16 protein-coding genes are annotated in these 18,021 nt (G+C 40.8%); 8 read left to right on the forward strand and 8 right to left on the reverse strand.

The features are described 5' to 3' along the window. Positions 1-57: 57 nt before the first annotated feature. From glpC to glpA, 3 genes are read right to left on the reverse strand one after another with little or no spacing between them, the layout of a single operon-like run. Complete coding sequence (glpC, locus tag P3L37_RS16190) at positions 58-1,251, reverse strand: anaerobic glycerol-3-phosphate dehydrogenase subunit GlpC (RefSeq protein WP_109911654.1); 1,194 nt, start codon at positions 1,249-1,251, stop codon at positions 58-60. Beyond that, complete coding sequence (gene glpB / locus P3L37_RS16195; RefSeq protein ID WP_109911653.1) at positions 1,248-2,543, reverse strand: glycerol-3-phosphate dehydrogenase subunit GlpB; 1,296 nt, start codon at positions 2,541-2,543, stop codon at positions 1,248-1,250. The genes glpC and glpB overlap by 4 nt, the downstream gene beginning before the upstream one ends. After that, positions 2,533-4,188, reverse strand: coding sequence for an anaerobic glycerol-3-phosphate dehydrogenase subunit A (glpA, locus tag P3L37_RS16200; RefSeq protein ID WP_004908124.1), 1,656 nt, complete (start codon positions 4,186-4,188; stop codon positions 2,533-2,535). Before glpA ends, glpB begins: the two co-directional genes overlap by 11 nt. A gap of 435 nt (positions 4,189-4,623) precedes the next feature. Here glpA and glpT point away from each other — a divergent pair, with 435 nt between their 5' ends. Together glpT and glpQ are read left to right on the forward strand one after the other, a co-directional pair. Next, complete coding sequence (gene glpT, locus P3L37_RS16205; protein WP_109911651.1) at positions 4,624-5,973, forward strand: glycerol-3-phosphate transporter; 1,350 nt, start codon at positions 4,624-4,626, stop codon at positions 5,971-5,973. A 103-nt stretch (positions 5,974-6,076) separates the two neighbouring features. Then, positions 6,077-7,150: a glycerophosphodiester phosphodiesterase gene (glpQ, locus tag P3L37_RS16210; RefSeq protein WP_004908121.1), complete on the forward strand. Its 1,074-nt coding sequence runs from the start codon at positions 6,077-6,079 to the stop codon at positions 7,148-7,150. A gap of 99 nt (positions 7,151-7,249) precedes the next feature. Here the strand turns inward: glpQ and epmA are convergent, their stop codons facing one another. Next, positions 7,250-8,227 carry an elongation factor P--(R)-beta-lysine ligase gene (epmA, locus tag P3L37_RS16215; RefSeq protein ID WP_004908119.1) on the reverse strand — a complete coding sequence of 326 codons (978 nt, stop codon included), beginning with the start codon at positions 8,225-8,227 and terminating at the stop codon, positions 7,250-7,252. An 803-nt stretch (positions 8,228-9,030) separates the two neighbouring features. Between epmA and frdA the strand changes: the two genes are divergently transcribed. The 4 genes from frdA to frdD are packed head-to-tail and all read left to right on the forward strand — an operon-like array spanning position 9,031 to position 12,333. Further along, positions 9,031-10,827, forward strand: coding sequence for a fumarate reductase (quinol) flavoprotein subunit (gene frdA, locus P3L37_RS16220; protein ID WP_004258614.1), 1,797 nt, complete (start codon positions 9,031-9,033; stop codon positions 10,825-10,827). Continuing rightward, a complete protein-coding gene (locus tag P3L37_RS16225) occupies positions 10,820-11,554 on the forward strand; it encodes a succinate dehydrogenase/fumarate reductase iron-sulfur subunit (RefSeq protein WP_004258616.1) in 735 nt (244 codons plus the stop codon). Before frdA ends, P3L37_RS16225 begins: the two co-directional genes overlap by 8 nt. A gap of 14 nt (positions 11,555-11,568) precedes the next feature. Continuing rightward, the gene (gene frdC / locus P3L37_RS16230) at positions 11,569-11,964 is read left to right on the forward strand and encodes a fumarate reductase subunit FrdC (RefSeq protein WP_109911650.1); all 396 of its coding nucleotides are present in this window, start codon (positions 11,569-11,571) and stop codon (positions 11,962-11,964) included. Positions 11,965-11,979: 15 nt separating this feature from the next. Continuing rightward, a complete protein-coding gene (gene frdD, locus P3L37_RS16235) occupies positions 11,980-12,333 on the forward strand; it encodes a fumarate reductase subunit FrdD (RefSeq protein WP_004258620.1) in 354 nt (117 codons plus the stop codon). A gap of 63 nt (positions 12,334-12,396) precedes the next feature. Here the strand turns inward: frdD and tetR are convergent, their stop codons facing one another. Continuing rightward, complete coding sequence (tetR, locus tag P3L37_RS16240; RefSeq protein ID WP_109911649.1) at positions 12,397-12,996, reverse strand: tetracycline resistance transcriptional repressor TetR; 600 nt, start codon at positions 12,994-12,996, stop codon at positions 12,397-12,399. A gap of 81 nt (positions 12,997-13,077) precedes the next feature. Between tetR and tet the strand changes: the two genes are divergently transcribed. Together tet and P3L37_RS16250 are read left to right on the forward strand one after the other, a co-directional pair. Then, a complete protein-coding gene (gene tet, locus P3L37_RS16245) occupies positions 13,078-14,274 on the forward strand; it encodes a Tet(A)/Tet(B)/Tet(C) family tetracycline efflux MFS transporter (RefSeq protein WP_196718241.1) in 1,197 nt (398 codons plus the stop codon). Positions 14,275-14,351: 77 nt separating this feature from the next. Beyond that, on the forward strand, positions 14,352-14,933 hold the full coding sequence (locus P3L37_RS16250) for a TetR/AcrR family transcriptional regulator (RefSeq protein WP_110731657.1): 582 nt from the start codon (positions 14,352-14,354) through the stop codon (positions 14,931-14,933). Between the two features lie 139 nt (positions 14,934-15,072). On the opposite strand, the gene P3L37_RS16255 is transcribed toward P3L37_RS16250, so the two are convergent. The 3 genes from P3L37_RS16255 to P3L37_RS16265 form a co-directional block, all read right to left on the reverse strand. Then, the gene (locus tag P3L37_RS16255; protein WP_109911646.1) at positions 15,073-16,257 is read right to left on the reverse strand and encodes an MFS transporter; all 1,185 of its coding nucleotides are present in this window, start codon (positions 16,255-16,257) and stop codon (positions 15,073-15,075) included. A 51-nt stretch (positions 16,258-16,308) separates the two neighbouring features. Then, entirely contained in the window at positions 16,309-17,091 is a 783-nt protein-coding gene (locus P3L37_RS16260) for a helix-turn-helix transcriptional regulator (protein ID WP_109911645.1), read from the reverse strand. 162 nt (positions 17,092-17,253) lie between these two features. Beyond that, positions 17,254-18,018: a helix-turn-helix transcriptional regulator gene (locus P3L37_RS16265; RefSeq protein ID WP_109911644.1), complete on the reverse strand. Its 765-nt coding sequence runs from the start codon at positions 18,016-18,018 to the stop codon at positions 17,254-17,256. Positions 18,019-18,021: the final 3 nt, after the last annotated feature.

The following is an 18,021-nucleotide window of genomic DNA, read 5'->3' on the forward strand; positions in this document are numbered from 1 at the left end:
TAAGTTTAACTGAGCTAAAACAAAGAATAACAACCCTACAATTCAATTAATTACATGCTATAACGCTCTTGCTAGGAGTGAAATCGGGTGCTCACACTTCTTACTTGTCGACATCTCAATTTGCCACTTACAGGTTTCACAGTCAGTAATCACCATATCAGCGCCACTTTCTTCGATTTGGCGGAATAATCCTGCGCCAATCCCTTGAGAAACTTCATAGTTTTCTTTTTTGAAACCATATGTTCCAGCAATACCACAACATTGTGAATCCAGCACAATCAGCTCAACACCTGGTACACGTTTAATTAACTCTAACGTGTAGGAAGTCCAACCCATTTTTTCCATGTGGCATGGTGTGTGATAGGCCACTTTTAACGGTGTGTGTTTGAGCTTCAATTCACGCCCTTCTTCAAGTAGGCGATAGATATAACGTGTTGCCAGCTCAATGTTGTCACGCATCGCTGAAGTGTCGACGTCTAAAACATGGGTATATTCATCACGGATAGTAAAGGTACAGGTTGATGATGTCGCCACCACAGGTACATGTTTCTCAAGAATCGTTTCTTGTAATGATTCAAGATTAACATTCGCTTGGCGTTTCGCTTGTTTCATGAACCCATTGGCAATTAACGCAACACCGCAACATTTTTCGCGTTTAAGTAATTGAACGCCAATATTCATCCCATTGAAGACTTTGATCAGGTCTTTCCCAAGTTGAGGATGGTTATAGTTCACATAGCAACCATGGAAGAATGCAACTTGTTCTTCATATTTGGCTTGTTCAGCAGCTTGTTTTGCATACCAACGACGGAAAGTCCCAAACGAATATTTAGGTAATTCACGGCGATGGTCGATTTTCAATGCTTTATCAAGAATTTGACGAACCGGTTTTAACCCTGTAATGGTATTCACCACGGGTGCAAATGGTGTCGATAACGAGCCCATTAAATCCGTGTGGCTTAATATTGCATCACGAATTTTAGGTTTTTGCTGGCTATAAGTATTACGTGCGCGTGCGATAATATCACCGATTTTTACATCAGATGGGCAAGCCACTTCACAACGCTTACAGTTAGTACAATATTTAAGTGCCTCGTCATATAACATTGGGTCTTTTAAACGTAAACGCTCACCGTCAGGCCCCGCTTGTTTAGGACCAGGGTACAGAGGGTTAACCTTTGCAACAGGGCAATAAGTGGTACACACAGTGCATTTAATACAGCTTTCAAAGCTTGCATCTTGAATACTCATTGCGCCACCTCCGCCTGCATCGCTTTATTTTTACTCATTTCATTAATTATTTGATTCGCTACATATAATGCGCTAATCATTGATACGCCCGCACCACAACCTTGAGTAAGAGGATCAAAACCGCCTAATACGGCACCTGCTACATAAAGATTAGAAATGGCTTTTCCCTCTTTTTGTGCGCGTAGTTTTTCATCGGTTTTCACGCCAAAAGCCATATAAGGCTGGGAAGCGAAAAACTCTTTATTGGTCCATTTTGCACGTTCTGAAATTTCACACAGATCCAATTGCATCAAAGGCTCATAGACACGGTCAAATTCGGCTACCAACCCATTATTGAAAAAACTCCCTGTCGCTAGAACGAAATGCTTAGCTTTTAAAGAGATATCACCATGATTGCGAGTTTGTACCGAATCAATTACCCCATCGATACAATTCACTGAAGTGACTTTATCACCAGGCATCACAATACCGCCTTGGCGACGAAATTGACGCAATAGCAACTCATGTAAACGAATACCTAATAATGATGGCGGTAAAGTCGGCAGTAAGAATAAGGGTTTACCTAACCGTTTTTGTAACTCAATTAATGGCTCATCACTATCAAGTCCTACACAAGCAGGCATGAATATGGTGTCGGCATCAGCCACTAACGGGAGAATTTCTTCAACCATTTGCGCCATATTCTCCGGCCTATCCAACCAACGAGCGACATTAATTGCCCTAAATTCACTCGGATTTTCTCTCAAACGGTCAAGTAAAGGTAAATGAACATAATGAGAACTGGCTTCTATCCCATCACGCTGTAGTTCATCCGCCACCATTTGTGGTTGGAAATCTAAAAACCCTTCGATACCAACAACTGCAATTTTCCCCATTGCCATTTTTTGGTGTAAACCCACCGTTGGGACAGACTCAGGGCTAAGCCACGTCATGCGTTTATGGCCTAAAGGTGTAATGCGATAATGATTTTCTTTACTGCTGCCTTTTAAACGAACGCCACTTTGTTGTAATAAGGATTGAGCCAGATTCGCCAATTCGCTAACCTGATCCTGACCAATAATACTATAAGGGTGAGTCGGAGCCTGCGCTTGTAAAGCATTTAACATTTCTAATGGCTTTTCAACAACTTGCCCATCCGGTAAGTGTGTAAGTAAATCTAATGAACCTGAAGAAAAATGCAGCGCATTTTGCCCGGCGCTAACAATTGCACAAGACAGGCCTGATTGTGTTAAACGAATACCACAAAGTAACCCGGCTAGGCCGCCGCCCATTACCACAGCATCATATTTCATTATCAGCCTCCTTCTGTGCACCCTTACCTAGTGTCGCTTCGTTCATGCCACATAATCCATGATATACCCAACTGGTAAATTCACTTTCACGCAGTGCATCCCCCCAAGCAATTGGACGTACACCTTTCCATCGCTCATTCAGGAAGTGGCCCAGTTGTTGCTCTGTTTCATGAGGTGTTGTGACATTAAAACGATTAAGTAAGCCTGCAGCCCGGCAAGCACATAATTCACCTTGGCAAGTTCCCATCCCCACTCGGGTACGACGCCTTAAATCAAGCAAGTTATTGACCGTCAATGAATTAACAGCATAACGTACTTCACCAGCAGTAACGGCTTCACACTCACAAACTAAACTTTTATCGAGCCTATCCGTACTGAGAATGGCAGAAGCTCTATCGCCATGACGGTAAACCGCTGAGCCACGAATAGGAGCAGGAATAGAAACAACGTTACGTAAGGCTTCTTCTGCGCTGTGCTGCGAGCCCGGTAACGGCGCTTCTGCGGTTGTACATTTGGCGCTATGACCCAGTTTTTCGCAAACTTTATCTGTAGCCCATTCCGCCATCAGGCGATAAGTCATCAACTTGCCACCCGTAATGGTGATGAAACCTTCTAAGCCATCACGTTTAGCGTGGTCTAACAACACAATACCACGGCTCACATTACGCCCTGATGGGTCATCATCACTGGCAACTAATGGTCGAACGCCTGCATACGCACGTAAAATGCGCGTTGTCGCAAGTGCAGGAGACAGCATTGAACCTTCGCGAATAAGAATATCCACCTCTTCAGGGGTGACATACATATTATCAATTTGATCATATTCAATATGAGTCGATGTGGTGCCAATCAGGGAAATCGTATCGCCGGGAACCAAAATATCGGCATCTGCAGGTTTACGGCAGCGGTTTATCACCATGTTATTCAAGCGGTGGCCTAAAATTAATAATGCCCCTTTTGCAGGGAACATTTTAATTTTTAATTCGCCATACTCTGCGATTTTTTGTCCCCAAATCCCGCCTGCATTAACGACAATTTCTGCATAAATATCATACTGTTTTTTGGCATGGTGATCATAAACCGTCACGCCACGTACAGTATCACCATCACGAATCAAACCAATGACTTCGTGATAAGTTAACACTTTCGCGCCATGCTCTCTGGCATCTAACATATTTGCTGCAGTCAAACGAAATGGGTCAACCGTGCCATCAGGAACACGAACCGCACCGATTAGATGTGGGTTAACGGAAGGTTCAAGACGAATCGCCTCTTTAGGGTCAATCGCCGTCGCATCAATGCCTGCAGTTTGGCAAGCCGTAATGAATTGTTGCTGATACTCTAAGCTGTCTTCAGGGAGGGTAATAAACAAACCATCTGTTCGCTCAATACAGTGATGCGCGATACGCTTTAAAATCTTGTTCTCTTCTATACATTCTCTGGCAGACTCACCATCAGTGACTGCATAGCGCGCGCCACTATGAAGTAATCCATGGTTACGCCCGGTCGCACCAGTCGCAATATCATGCCTTTCGAGTAAAACGGTTCTTAGACCTCGGCGAGCGCAGTCACGAGCGACCCCTGCACCTGTTGCGCCACCACCAATAATGATGACATCCGTTTCAGTCACAGATGAGCCATTCATGTCGCATTCCTCACATTAATAAACGTTTCTATAATAGATAAGTATAGGTTCTATTTTTATAATCTATTATTAAATATAGTCCAGAAACGCGATCAATGTTTGATAAGGAACAAAAACGAAAGCAATAGATCCATTTTCAGTGTTTTAAAGAGCAAAATCGTGATGAAAATCACAAAATAATTAACATTTCTAGTTCCATTCCATTCACAAATGTCATTTACTATGCAACCTCATAAACAAAATCAATAATTGTGCGTTGGATTACAGATAAATTGTTTTTTAACGACTACAATTTAGAGCAATTAAGAAAATAAAGACTCTTAAATTACTCGATTATTTTCGTTTTTGTTACTTCACCAATAATAAACACTCAATATTTCTCTGAAGTAGAGAATGGAAGTGTAAATAAAAATTAGCATGCCATCGGAGGCGTATATGTTAAGCATTTTTAAACCAGCACCTCATATACAGAGGCTGCCAGCTGATAAGGTAGATCCTGTCTATCGTAAGCTTCGCTGGCAGATCTTCATGGGTATTTTCTTTGGTTACGCAGCGTATTATCTAGTCCGAAAGAACTTTGCGTTAGCGATGCCATATCTTGTTGAACAAGGTTTCTCTAAAGGTGACCTTGGTTTTGCATTATCAGGGATCTCAATTGCTTACGGATTTTCTAAATTTATTATGGGGTCGTTTTCCGACCGTGCAAACCCGCGTTATTTCTTACCAGCAGGTTTGATTCTCGCCTCCGCGGTGATGTTAGTCATGGGCTTCGTGCCATGGGCAACATCGAGCATCATGGTAATGTTCGTATTACTGTTCCTTTGTGGTTGGTTCCAAGGTATGGGTTGGCCTCCTTGTGGACGTACCATGGTTCACTGGTGGTCACAAAAAGAACGTGGCGGTATCGTTTCGGTTTGGAACTGTGCGCACAACGTCGGTGGTGGTATCCCTCCATTACTGTTCATGTTAGGTATGGCATGGTTTAACGACTGGAAAGCTGCGCTGTATATGCCTGCATTGGCTGCTATCCTTGTTGCAATCATTGCATTTGCATTAATGCGCGACACCCCGCAGTCTTGTGGTCTTCCTCCAATTGAAGAGTACAAAAACGACTATCCAACTGACTATAAAGCATCAGATGAGCAAGAGTTAACTGCAAAAGAAATCTTCATGAAGTATGTTTTCCCTAACAAACTATTATGGATGATTGCGATTGCTAACGTGTTCGTTTACTTACTGCGTTATGGTGTTTTGGACTGGTCTCCAACTTACCTGCGTGAAGTTAAACACTTCGCAATGGACAAATCTTCATGGGCTTACTTCTTATATGAATACGCAGGTATCCCAGGTACGTTACTGTGTGGTTGGATGTCGGATAAAGTCTTCCGTGGTAACCGTGGAGCCACTGGTGTGTTCTTCATGGTTCTGGTAACCATTGCAACTATCGTGTTCTGGATGAACCCAGCTGGTAACCCAAATGTTGATATGGCATGTATGTTGATCATCGGTTTCCTAATCTATGGTCCTGTTATGTTGATTGGTTTGCACGCCCTTGAACTTGCACCGAAAAAAGCAGCAGGTACAGCCGCAGGATTCACAGGCTTGTTCGGCTACCTCGGTGGTTCTGTAGCAGCAAGTGCTATCGTTGGTTATACCGTAGACTACTTCGGTTGGGACGGTGGCTTCGCAGTCATGATCGGTGGTTCAGCACTGGCCGTTGTTCTACTGTTTATCGTGATGTTGAGCGAAAGCAAACATAAACGTGAATTAGCAAACTCACAATAAACATTCATCAAATGTTCATTGTTAATCGCTAGACTCGTGGGCTATATCAAAAAATGATGTAGCCCATTTTTTTACCCAAATAAAGTGCCAAGGAGATATAATCATGAGCTTTCCATTAAAAACATTGGTGGCTAGTATGGTTTTAGTGATGTCAGTGTCTGCTGTAGCTCAAGCTTCAAGTAAAGTTGTCATTGCACATCGTGGTGCAAGTGGTTACTTACCGGAACATACCCTACCTGCAAAAGCAATGGCTTACGCACAAGGTGCTGATTTTCTTGAGCAAGATTTAGTTATGACGAAAGATAACGAGCTCGTGGTCTTACATGACCATTATCTCGATCGCGTGACAGATGTTGCTGAACGTTTCCCTGATCGCGCCCGTAAAGATGGCCGTTACTATGCGATTGACTTTACCCTTGATGAAATCAAATCACTCAATTTTACAGAAGGATTTGATATTGTTGATGGTAAAAAAGTGCAAAGCTATCCGAACCGCTTCCCAATGGGCAAATCAGACTTCCGCGTTCATACCTTCCAAGAAGAGATTGAATTTGTTCAAGGACTAAACAAATCAACGGGTAAAAATATTGGTATCTACCCAGAAATTAAAGCCCCTTGGTTCCACTTACAAGAAGGCAAAGATATCACCAAAAAAACACTCGAAGTCCTTAAAGAGTATGGCTATACCACCAAGGATTCCAACGTTTATCTACAGTCATTTGACCCTAATGACCTAAAACGTATCAAAAATACTTTGATGCCAGAAATGGGGATAGATCTTAAATTAATTCAATTGATTGCTTACACCGATTGGAACGAAACTCAAGAGCAAAAACCTGACGGAACTTGGGTTAATTACAATTATGATTGGATGATGAAACCGGGTGCAATGAAAGAAATTGCAACCTATGCAGATGGCATTGGCCCTGACTATCATATGCTAATTAGTGAAGAATCCACGCCAACTAATATCAAAGTGAATGGCATGGTTAAAGAAGCTCATGATAACAAAATGGCAGTGCATCCGTTCACTATCCGTGTTGATAAGCTGCCAAAATACGCCAAAGATGGGCAACAGCTTTATGACATTATTTATAACCAAGCCGATGTCGACGGCGCCTTCACAGACTTCCCTGACTTAGGGGTTAAGTTCTTAGAACAGCAGAAACAAAAATAGTTTTCTGGGACAAAATAAGAATGCAGCCATTTGGCTGCATTCAGACTGCTGACAAACATATTATGTTTGGCAGCAAGTCTAATCGGTTTTGAAAATAAATTACGCGATAGTGACAGGGAATGCGATCACATCACTGATTTTATCTGCATTTAAAGCAATCATAATCAGCCTATCAACCCCAACAGCGACACCAGAACAATCAGGTAAACCATGCTCTAAAGCCGCGAGCAAGTGCTCATCAATAGGTGCAGTAGGTAGCCCCATTGCCGCTCGCTTACGGTTGTCTTGTTCAAATCGCTGGCGTTGTTCGCTTGCATCAGTGAGTTCATGGAAACCATTTGCTAGTTCCATTCCCTTATAATACACCTCAAAACGCTCAGCAACACGATGATCTTCCGTGCTAATTACGGCAAGAGACGCTTGGGTTGCAGGGAAATGATACACGACTGCAGGCTTTTCTTTACCAATATGAGGCTCAACGCCCATGGTAAATAGCAGTTGAAGTAAGGTATCTTTATCTTCTTCCTGATCCGCGATATTGCTCAAATCTAAACGGGCTGCAACCTCACGTAATTCACTTTTTTCAGCAGATAACGGGTCAATATCCAAATAGCGTAAAAACGCTTGTTGGTATGAAAGTAGCTCTGCACTCTCACATTCTAAAACTTGTTGCAGTAGGTCATCCACTTCATTGATCAAGCGATACATATCAAAATGCGGGCGGTACCACTCTAACATGGTAAATTCAGGGTTATGATGTCGCCCTGCTTCTTCATTTCTAAAGCTACGACCTAACTGATAGATAGGACCACTACCGGCCGCTAATAAACGTTTCATGTGGTATTCAGGGCTGGTCATTAAATATAAATTAATACCTTGCGCTGCACCAGGGCCCACAAAACGCGTTTCAAATGGAACAAGATGAATGTCAGTGACTGTTGCCTGACTCATTGCGGGGGTTTCGACTTCAAGTACACAACGATCAGTAAAAAAACGTCTGATTTCCGCAATTATTTTTGCGCGCTGTAACAGGTTAGCGATGGGGGCGGTTGGCTGCCAATTCGCTATATCACTCATTAAGATGACTCCAAAATAAACTTAGTCGTGCAGTGTACCCACCTCACAGGCAACACACAATGCATTTACACTGATAATGCATATTTATCTGAACGTAAATACTTGCAACTGTCGGCATGATGATGAGTAAGTAGAGATAGCCTGATTATCTCTTGCTTTATACGATTAGGCAAAGCCTTTACTTTTAGCTTTATCCTACAGAGGTGGGAAGAGTAATGAAAGTAGCCAGAAACATGATTAATTCTTATATTATGTGACATATCTGTTACTAAAAAAGCGAAACGATTCGCTTTCTCAATCTATTTTAAAATTTTCTGTTCAAAATTAAATTTATTCTAAATAATAAATAGTGAGACTCCTCGCAAATTAGCATTCAATATGAATTAAACTCTTCAGCTATAATAATAGTATTAATCACTTATTATTGATAAAACCTGAGTAATTCACTTGGTTTTATACACTAAAAGTCTATGTAAATTTAATGATAATCATTTGAAATTCCTTTTTATTCGGTGTTAACAGCCTAGAAAATCCAGTAATGTAAAAACAATTTATAAAAAGAAGATCTATCTCACACTTTATCGCTAAATTTGGCCAAAACACCCCTCTATATCAAATTTATCTTGAGGACTATTCGCTATAATTCACAGCATGATAAGTCATTATTAGCTATTATATTATTTACTATTAAAAAACAGATATTTCGTAGTTTAGCTTTAAGTTGAACTGAAAATGACGTAGCTAATTATCAAAAGTATTTAAAAGAATTTATCAATTTTACACTTGAACAATGGAGAAGCGCAGTGCAAACCTTCAATGCCGATTTAGCGATTATCGGGGCCGGGGGCGCAGGCTTACGTGCAGCAATTGCTGCCGCTGAAGCAAATCCCAATATCAAGATTGCTCTGGTCTCAAAAGTATACCCAATGCGTAGTCACACTGTGGCCGCAGAGGGGGGATCAGCAGCAGTTACTCAGGCTCATGACTCCTATGACTATCATTTTAATGATACTGTAGCTGGTGGGGACTGGCTGTGTGAGCAAGATGTTGTCGACTATTTTGTCGAACACTGCCCAACAGAAATGACCCAACTAGAGCTATGGGGCTGCCCGTGGAGCCGTAAACCAGATGGTTCAGTTAACGTTCGCCGTTTTGGTGGAATGAAAATTGAGCGTACGTGGTTTGCTGCTGATAAAACTGGCTTCCACATGCTCCATACCCTGTTCCAAACTTCATTAAAATATCCACAAATTCAACGTTTTGACGAACATTTTGTTCTCGATATCATTGTTGATGAAGGCCAAGTCCGTGGTCTTGTCGCGTTAAATATGATGGAAGGAACAAAAGTCCAGATCCGTGCTAATGCCATCGTGATGGCAACTGGCGGTGCTGGACGCGTTTATCGCTACAATACCAATGGCGGTATTGTAACCGGTGATGGTATGGGTATCGCATTCCGCCATGGCGTGCCGCTGCGTGATATGGAATTTGTTCAATATCACCCAACTGGGTTACCGGGTTCAGGTATCTTAATGACCGAAGGTTGTCGTGGTGAGGGCGGGATCCTTGTCAATAAAGACGGCTATCGCTACCTGCAAGACTACGGAATGGGGCCTGAAACTCCACTGGGTAAACCTGAAAATAAATATATGGAACTGGGTCCACGTGACAAAGTTTCCCAAGCGTTCTGGCACGAATGGCGTGCAGGCCGTACGATCAGCACTCACCGTGGTGATGTCGTCTATCTGGATCTACGTCACCTTGGCGCAGAAAAACTGCATGAGCGTTTACCATTTATTTGTGAATTGGCGAAAGCCTACGTAGGTGTTGACCCAGTAACAGACCCAATTCCTGTTCGCCCAACCGCTCACTACACCATGGGTGGTATCGAAACGGATCAACGCACAGAAACACGCATCAAAGGCCTATTTGCTGTCGGTGAGTGTTCTTCTGTTGGCTTGCACGGTGCAAACCGTTTAGGTTCTAACTCATTAGCTGAATTAGTTGTATTTGGTCGTCTGGCAGGTGAAGAAGCCGCTCGCCATGCTGCTGAAGCAACACCAGCCAATGCAAATGCTATCGAAGCCCGTACTCGTGATATCGAAGCTGACCTCAGCAAACTCATGAACCAAAAAGGGAAAGAGAGCTGGTCGAAGATCCGCGACGAAATGGGTATTTCAATGGAAGAAGGCTGCGGTATCTACCGTACCCCCGAATTAATGCAAAAAACCGTTGATAAAATTGCTGAGCTGAAAGAACGCTTCAAACACGTCGAAATTACCGACCATAGCAGCGTATTTAATACTGACCTACTGTACACCATTGAATTAGGCTTTGGCCTTGATGTGGCGGAATGTATGGCTCACTCTGCAATCAACCGTAAAGAATCACGTGGTGCACACCAACGTCTCGATGAAGGCTGTACTGAGCGTGATGATGTTAATTTCCTTAAACATACTTTGGCATTCTATAACCCAGAGGGCTCCCCTCGTTTAGAGTACAGTGACGTGAAAATCACGAAATCTCAGCCAGCTAAACGTGTTTACGGTGCCGAAGCTGAAGCTCAAGATAAGGCGAAGAAGGAGCAAGCTAATGGATGATATGAAACACCTAAAAATGGAGATCATGCGTTACAATCCGGAAACGGATAGTGAGCCCCATTTGGTGACGTATGATGTCCCTTACGACGAGCAAACTTCTTTGTTAGATGCGTTAGGCTATATCAAAGATAACCTCGCTCCAGACCTGTCTTACCGTTGGTCTTGTCGTATGGCGATTTGTGGTTCTTGCGGCATGATGGTGGATAAAGTACCTAAACTGGCGTGTAAAACATTCCTGCGTGAATACCCGCAAGGTATGAAAGTTGAGCCATTAGGTAACTTCCCAATCGAGCGCGACCTTGTTGTTGATATGACTCACTTTATTGAGCGTTTAGAAGCGATCAAACCGTATATTATCGGTAATGACCGTAAACCTTCTGAAGGCCCAAATAAGCAAACGCCTGCACAGATGGCCAAATACCATCAATTTTCAGGCTGTATCAACTGTGGTCTGTGCTATGCAGCTTGCCCACAATTTGGACTGAACCCAGAGTTCATCGGCCCAGCCGCGATCACATTGGCAGAGCGCTACAATTTAGATAACCGAGACCATGGTGCGAAAGAACGCATGACCTTATTAAACGGTGACAATGGTGTCTGGAGCTGTACGTTTGTAGGCTACTGTTCTGAAGTCTGTCCTAAGCATGTTGACCCTGCGGGTGCGATCCAACAAGGGAAAGTTGCCAGCGCGCAAGACTTTGTTATCGCCATGCTGAAGCCACGATAAGGAGAATTGAAGTCATGACTACGAAACGTAAACCCTATGTCAGAGAAATGAAGGGTGATTGGTGGCAAAAGCTGGGTTTTTACCGCTTTTACATCATGCGTGAAAGTACCTCCGTCCTTCAGGTCTGGTTCAGTATTTTAGTCCTGTATGGGGTATTTGCGCTGAAAAGCGGTCCAGAATCATGGGCTGGCTTTGTTGGGTTCTTAAGCAACCCAATCATTCTTATCATTAACATTATTACTTTGGCGGCAACATTATTGCACACCACAACGTGGTTCAAACTTGCACCAAAAGCCGTCAGTATTATTGTAAAAGATAAGAAAATGTCTGAGGAGCCTATCGTTAAAGGCTTCTGGGCTCTTACGATTGTTGTTACGGCAGCAATCTTAGCAATCGCATTGTTATTTTAATCTAAGGAGAATCTGATGAATCTAACGCCTAAACGTTCCGATGAGCCGATTTTCTGGGGGTTATTTGGTGCAGGTGGTATGTGGAGTGCTGTAATTGGCCCTGCAATCATCATTCTGTTAGGAATTTTAATTCCTCTCGGTGTGGCACCAGAAATGCTGAGCTATGAGCGCATTATGGCATTTAGCCAAAGCTTTATCGGCCGCGTTTTCTTATTACTGATGATTATTTTGCCAGTTTGGTGTGGTATGCACCGTATCCACCATACGCTGCACGACTTTAAAATCCATGTCCCTGCGACAAAATGGGTTTTCTACGGTGGCTCAGCAATCATTAGTGTAATTGCAATTATTGGTGTATTTACTCTGTAAATAATGCAATCACACATTATTTTAATAAAAGGTATGACAGCACATTGTCATACCTTTTCTTTTTTAGGGCTTAAAGCCTCGAATAAGTGATTCTAAACCAAACAAAAATGCATCTGTTCCATCATCATTATCCATGATTTGAATAGCTTCTTTTAATAACAATGGCATCGCTCCGTCTTGTTCAACATCTCTCTCACCCATTGCTGCCAAATGTTCTTGCTGCTCAAGTACTGAACCTAATGTAAAGTGCCCCACTGCACTCACTGCGTAAAGGCCACTTTTTAATGAAAAACCGCTATCAATCATAAACTGCAATTGTTTTTCCACCGTGGCGTATTGCTCTGCACTAGGCCGCGTGCCTAAATGTACCTTTGCCCCATCACGGTAGCTAAGTAAGGCTCGACGAAAACTTAGTGCATTATGGCGCAAGAACTCCCGCCACGTTTCACCTTCAACAGGTAATGGATGGTCATGATGTCGTTTTAGCATTTCAACCGATAATGCATCCAACAATGTGCGCTTGTTCTTTACATGCCAATACAGTGTGGGTTGCTCAACCCCGAGCTTTTGAGCCAATTTTCGCGTTGTCAGTCCTTCCATTCCCACTTCATTCAGCAAATCTAGTGCAGCCGTAATAATGGTTTCTTTATCCAATCTTGCCATCGCTTTCCCCTTAATTTTCTATTGACACTCTATCACTGATAGGGATACACTCCAAATCTATCAATGATAGAGAAATGAATAATGAATAAATTTGCGATCACTGCATTAACGATCACCGCCCTTGATGCTATGGGGATCGGTTTGATCATGCCTGTTTTACCTGCCTTACTCCGCGAGTATGTGACGCTAGAAAACTTGGCAAATCATTACGGTATCTTGCTGGCTTTGTACGCCATCATGCAGGTATTTTTTGCCCCAATACTGGGCAGATGGTCTGATAAATTCGGTCGCAAGCCTATTTTGTTGATCTCCCTTGCAGGAGCCGTACTGGACTACAGTTTATTGGCTTTATCGAGCTCACTTTGGATGCTGTATTTAGGCCGTTTAATTTCAGGGATCACTGGCGCAACAGGCGCCGTAGCGGCTTCTGTTATTGCCGACAACACTGCGCCACAAGAACGCACTAAGTGGTTTGGGCGATTAGGCGCAGCATTTGGCGTGGGGTTAATCGCCGGCCCTGCGATTGGGGGTTTTGCAGGGCAATTTTCCCCACATTTACCTTTTGTTATTGCGGCTATTTTGAATGCGTGCTCTTTTGTCGTGATCTGGCTTATTTTTAAAAATAAAAATGCCATACAGAATGATCAAAATGAAACTGTAGAGCTGTCAGTTCCCTTCATACAGCTGATAAAACCCATTATTTTGCTACTTTTTGTCTTTTTTATGGCACAGTTAATTGGTCAGATCCCTGCAACAACCTGGGTGCTATTTACCGAAAATCGCTTCCAATGGAATAGTGTGCAAGTTGGGTTATCTTTGGCGGGCTTAGGCGTTATGCATGCCCTATTCCAAGCTTTTATTGCTGGAGCCATTGCCAAAAAATTCAATGAAAAGGTAACAATCATTGTCGGCTTTGTCGCAGACGGAAGCGCATTTATTATTTTGTCATTACTCACCGAAGGTTGGATGATTTACCCTACATTAATCTTACTCGCCGGTGGTAGTATTGCATTACCAGCACTACAAGGGTTGATGTCAGCTCACGTCAATCACGCTAATCAAGGTAAATTACAAGGAGTATTAGTGAGTTTAACCAATGCCACAGGGGTAATTGGCCCATTACTATTTAGCGTTATTTTTGGCCAAACATTGCTGATATGGGACGGTTGGGTGTGGATGATTGGGGCTATGCTTTATGCGTTACTTATCGTCATTTATTTACTTTTTTGTGCTAAAAAAGCTTTAGAAACAAAAGAAATAAAACTATCGGCAGGCTAAATGTTAGGGTAACTCATTTAAATGCTATGATGCCTGAATAACCTTTGTTGTGAAAAGAACATTAAGAGAAAAACTCAATGACAACACCACCTAAAAAGCCAAGAACGAAACCTGCGGAAGAAAGGTTAGATGACCTGATGAATGCAGCGGAAAAACTCTTTCTTTCTAAAGGGTTTGTCAATACAACTGTCAGTGAAATTGTCATCGCTGCCGATGTCGCAAAAGGTACTTTTTATCACTACTTCCAATCCAAAAATGACATTATGGAAGCCTTACGCACACGCTACATGGACTGGTATTTAGGCTACATTCAATCTGCTTTAGATTCACAAAAAAGTGCCACTGCCAAGCTGAAATCGTGGTGTGAAAATAGCGTCAAATACTATGTTGAAAAACAAAATATTCACGACATGCTATTTCATGACGAATACCACGGCCGCAGTAATGATCATGAAACCCGTGCAGTTGAACAGATTAAAGCTATTTTAGCTTTTGGTGAGCAAAACAAAGCATGGCCAGAATTGCCACATGAATTGATGGCGACAATGATTTATCACTCCATGCATGCTGCTGTTGATAATTTAGCCAATAGTACTGAGTATGATCAACATACTCTGGGCGAGATCCTATACCAACGTTTCAGCCAACTCATCAAATAACACATTTAATACTGGGTTTTATTTTTCATCCGCAAAATTTTTGTATACCCAATAGGGTGGCAATCTTATTTTCTATTACTATAGCTCTATAATTTATGATGATTTCCCCCCTAACGGGGGGATTAAATCATGGTTAACACTAAGCAGGGTTTGGTTTTGGCAAACAAGCAGATACAAAGTAAAAAAGCCCACAAACCGTAATAAATAGCCCAACATAACCTAGGTTAAAGTGACCTAAATAACTGACAATCAGAGGGGTGATCCCACCGATAGAGGCAGCTGCGCTATTATAACCAACACCTAATATTGTTGCCTGCCCATTAGATTTGCCCATCAGTACCGCTGATAAATTACACAATATCATCGCTGAGTATGCGGACATAACAACTTGAGTAAAAAAGACTAGAAGCAAACTATCTATTTGTAATAAAAAATAAAGTGGCGCTGAAAACAACACCATCCCTTTAACGCCCATATCAAAAACAGATTTAGCCGAACTATACTTGTCTGTTAGCCAACCGCATATCATCATAAAAACTAGCAATAAACCGGATGAAAATATTTCATAATAATTTTTTATCTCATCTATCTTTAATTGTTGAATAATTAGTGAGGTTGACAAACTTTGAGAGTAAAAAGTGACAGTACCTGGAATGGTAAATAAGAACACCCAAAATACATGATACCAACTAAATATCGCTTTTTTATCTAACTCATTTTTATAATTAGGTAATTTAGCTCTAAACCAAAAGCTAATAAAAATATTAACCAAACCAATTAACAATGGAATTCTCCATCCAATTGACTGCATAGTATCTTCAGATAACGTATTCTTTAGTATGAAAACGATAGCTAATGATGCAATGACTCCACACAAAGAACTACCAACAATAATTGACGAAACTCTAGATCGAATATTTCCATCTAAATCCTTAAATAAATATGTAATTAGAGAAGGAAATTCACCTGCGAAGCTAAAAGAAAGAGTCAATTGTAAAATTAATATCACTAATGGCGTATAGTTCCCTAATAATTCAATGGGTAACAGTGCCATCATTAATGTTGCCGTACCGGTTATCAAGCTTGTTAATACTAGGGCTGACTTTTTTCCTACCGTATCAGCATAGCGACCGATAACATATCCGCCTAAAGGGCGGATTAAAAAACGTAATGCAAAGATACCCCATACTATTTCTGTCGCTTGAAAATAACCTAATTTAGTTAATTCAATACTTAAATAAGTAGATATAGCTGCAAAAACTGCAATATCATAGTATTCCAAAGCATTACCAGCAACTGCACCAAATCTAAATTTCCATTTCATTTTTGTCCCTTTTCTATTAATGACTTTCCTTGTAGCAAAATATTCTGGCCTTCAGGGATAACTAGCCAAAGACTCCAAACAAGCAAGGGTAATGCCATTTTCTTTTAATGCCTGAAATAAGCCGCTAGGTGAAGTATAAGAGCAACCTAATTTTTCTTTAATACGTTGAATACGTTTGTTTTCTGTCGCTTCTGAACAACCTTGGATATAACTGATTTCTTTTACACGACAATGTGATAATAACAATCGAATACTAATTATTTCTTTACGAGTAAAACGAATATTACCAAAACGCATATAAGGATGAATATCTAAAGGTTCAAGCTCTTGTTCACTAAGCTTATAAACTCTATTCTGTGGAAACTTAATTTCCTCGCGCAAGGGTAAAATAGCATAATTATCTTTGCCTTTTTTCCATGATTCATACGCAAAATCTATAATCGTTGGCCTACACTTATAAAGTGATATCATATCGTTGAGTGAAATTATCCTCCTAGAATTAATGGAGACAATGTCATACATGTTTCCATACTTCGCACAAAAATCAATTTTCAATTTTCTTTTTTTAGTTTTTGCTAATGTGTTTATAAAGCTTTCTGAGTAATTACTCCAGTATTGAATCCCTGGAGATAACCGTTCACTTAAACGTAAATCTAAATCAGCATTCCAATATATGAGCAGCCATTCGTAATTATTTGACATAATACTCACTTGCTTATTACTAAGATCAACTCTGGTTATGGACAAATCTATATCATTCCAATCAAAATACTTTGAAAAAAGGCTTTTTAAATTAGAACAGGATTTTTCTAATAAATTATTTTCTATATCCATACACTATCCTTAATTTGATTATTTTTTTAAATTATTAGATTAAAATTAATACTTTTAAAAAACAGTATACTTATTAGTATCTGGAAGTTAATGAATTAAAGGCTCCACATCCCTACTCTCAATTTGGTTAATAATTCAATACGTTAAAATAGATATTTTAAATTAAGGGTAACTTACCAGAGACTCCAGACAAGCAAGGGTAATGCCATTTTCTTTTAATGCCTGAAATAAACCGCTAGGTGAAGTATAAGAGCAACCTAATTTTTCCTTAATACGTTGAATACGTTTATTTTCAGTCGCTTCCGAACAACCTTGGATATAACTAATTTCCTTTACCCGGCAATGTGATAATAGTAATCGGATAGTCATCATTTCTTTACGGGTAAAACGAATATTACCAAAACGCATGTAGTGGTGAGCATCTAAAATATCTCGGTTATTATCTTCAATTTTTTGAGATAAGCTTATGTCAGCCCTAAGTGGTAAAATAATATTTTCATTATCTTTCCAGGCATGTTGGGAGTAATCAGAAATAACTGCTCTTAATTTATAGAGTTCTAATAATTCATTACTTGTAAATTTTTTTCTTGAATTTATTGAGGTAATTTCATATATACCACCATATTGGGTACAAAAATCCACCTTCATTTCTTTCTTATCTGTTTTAGATAATGTTTTTTGGAATGCGGCAGAGTAATTATTCCAATATTGAATACCGGGGGTTAATCGTTCCTTTACTTTTTTATCTAGGTCATCATCCCAAAACATTAAAACCCACTCATAGTGATTTGAAATAACTTTTACCACGTTATTTGTTACATCCACTCTACTGTAAGTCACATCCATATCATTCCAATCGAAATATTTTAAAAACTTATCACCAAAACCAGAACAAGACAGTTCTAAGTGTTTATTTTCAATATTCATACA

It is taken from the genome of Providencia sp. PROV114, from assembly GCF_032704305.1.
GTDB lineage: Bacteria > Pseudomonadota > Gammaproteobacteria > Enterobacterales > Enterobacteriaceae > Providencia > Providencia rettgeri.

What these genes read in the sequence shown, in the direction of transcription:
- glpC (WP_109911654.1), bottom strand. Translation starts at nt 1,251, where the DNA reads ATGAGTATTCAAGATGCAAGCTTTGAAAGCTGTATTAAATGCACTGTG.
- glpB (WP_109911653.1), bottom strand. Translation starts at nt 2,543, where the DNA reads ATGAAATATGATGCTGTGGTAATGGGCGGCGGCCTAGCCGGGTTACTT.
- glpA (WP_004908124.1), bottom strand. Translation starts at nt 4,188, where the DNA reads ATGAATGGCTCATCTGTGACTGAAACGGATGTCATCATTATTGGTGGT.
- glpT (WP_109911651.1), top strand. Translation starts at nt 4,624, where the DNA reads ATGTTAAGCATTTTTAAACCAGCACCTCATATACAGAGGCTGCCAGCT.
- glpQ (WP_004908121.1), top strand. Translation starts at nt 6,077, where the DNA reads ATGAGCTTTCCATTAAAAACATTGGTGGCTAGTATGGTTTTAGTGATG.
- epmA (WP_004908119.1), bottom strand. Translation starts at nt 8,227, where the DNA reads ATGAGTGATATAGCGAATTGGCAGCCAACCGCCCCCATCGCTAACCTG.
- P3L37_RS16225 (WP_004258616.1), top strand. Translation starts at nt 10,820, where the DNA reads ATGGATGATATGAAACACCTAAAAATGGAGATCATGCGTTACAATCCG.
- frdC (WP_109911650.1), top strand. Translation starts at nt 11,569, where the DNA reads ATGACTACGAAACGTAAACCCTATGTCAGAGAAATGAAGGGTGATTGG.
- frdD (WP_004258620.1), top strand. Translation starts at nt 11,980, where the DNA reads ATGAATCTAACGCCTAAACGTTCCGATGAGCCGATTTTCTGGGGGTTA.
- tetR (WP_109911649.1), bottom strand. Translation starts at nt 12,996, where the DNA reads ATGGCAAGATTGGATAAAGAAACCATTATTACGGCTGCACTAGATTTG.
- tet (WP_196718241.1), top strand. Translation starts at nt 13,078, where the DNA reads ATGAATAAATTTGCGATCACTGCATTAACGATCACCGCCCTTGATGCT.
- P3L37_RS16250 (WP_110731657.1), top strand. Translation starts at nt 14,352, where the DNA reads ATGACAACACCACCTAAAAAGCCAAGAACGAAACCTGCGGAAGAAAGG.
- P3L37_RS16255 (WP_109911646.1), bottom strand. Translation starts at nt 16,257, where the DNA reads ATGAAATGGAAATTTAGATTTGGTGCAGTTGCTGGTAATGCTTTGGAA.
- P3L37_RS16260 (WP_109911645.1), bottom strand. Translation starts at nt 17,091, where the DNA reads ATGGATATAGAAAATAATTTATTAGAAAAATCCTGTTCTAATTTAAAA.
- P3L37_RS16265 (WP_109911644.1), bottom strand. Translation starts at nt 18,018, where the DNA reads ATGAATATTGAAAATAAACACTTAGAACTGTCTTGTTCTGGTTTTGGT.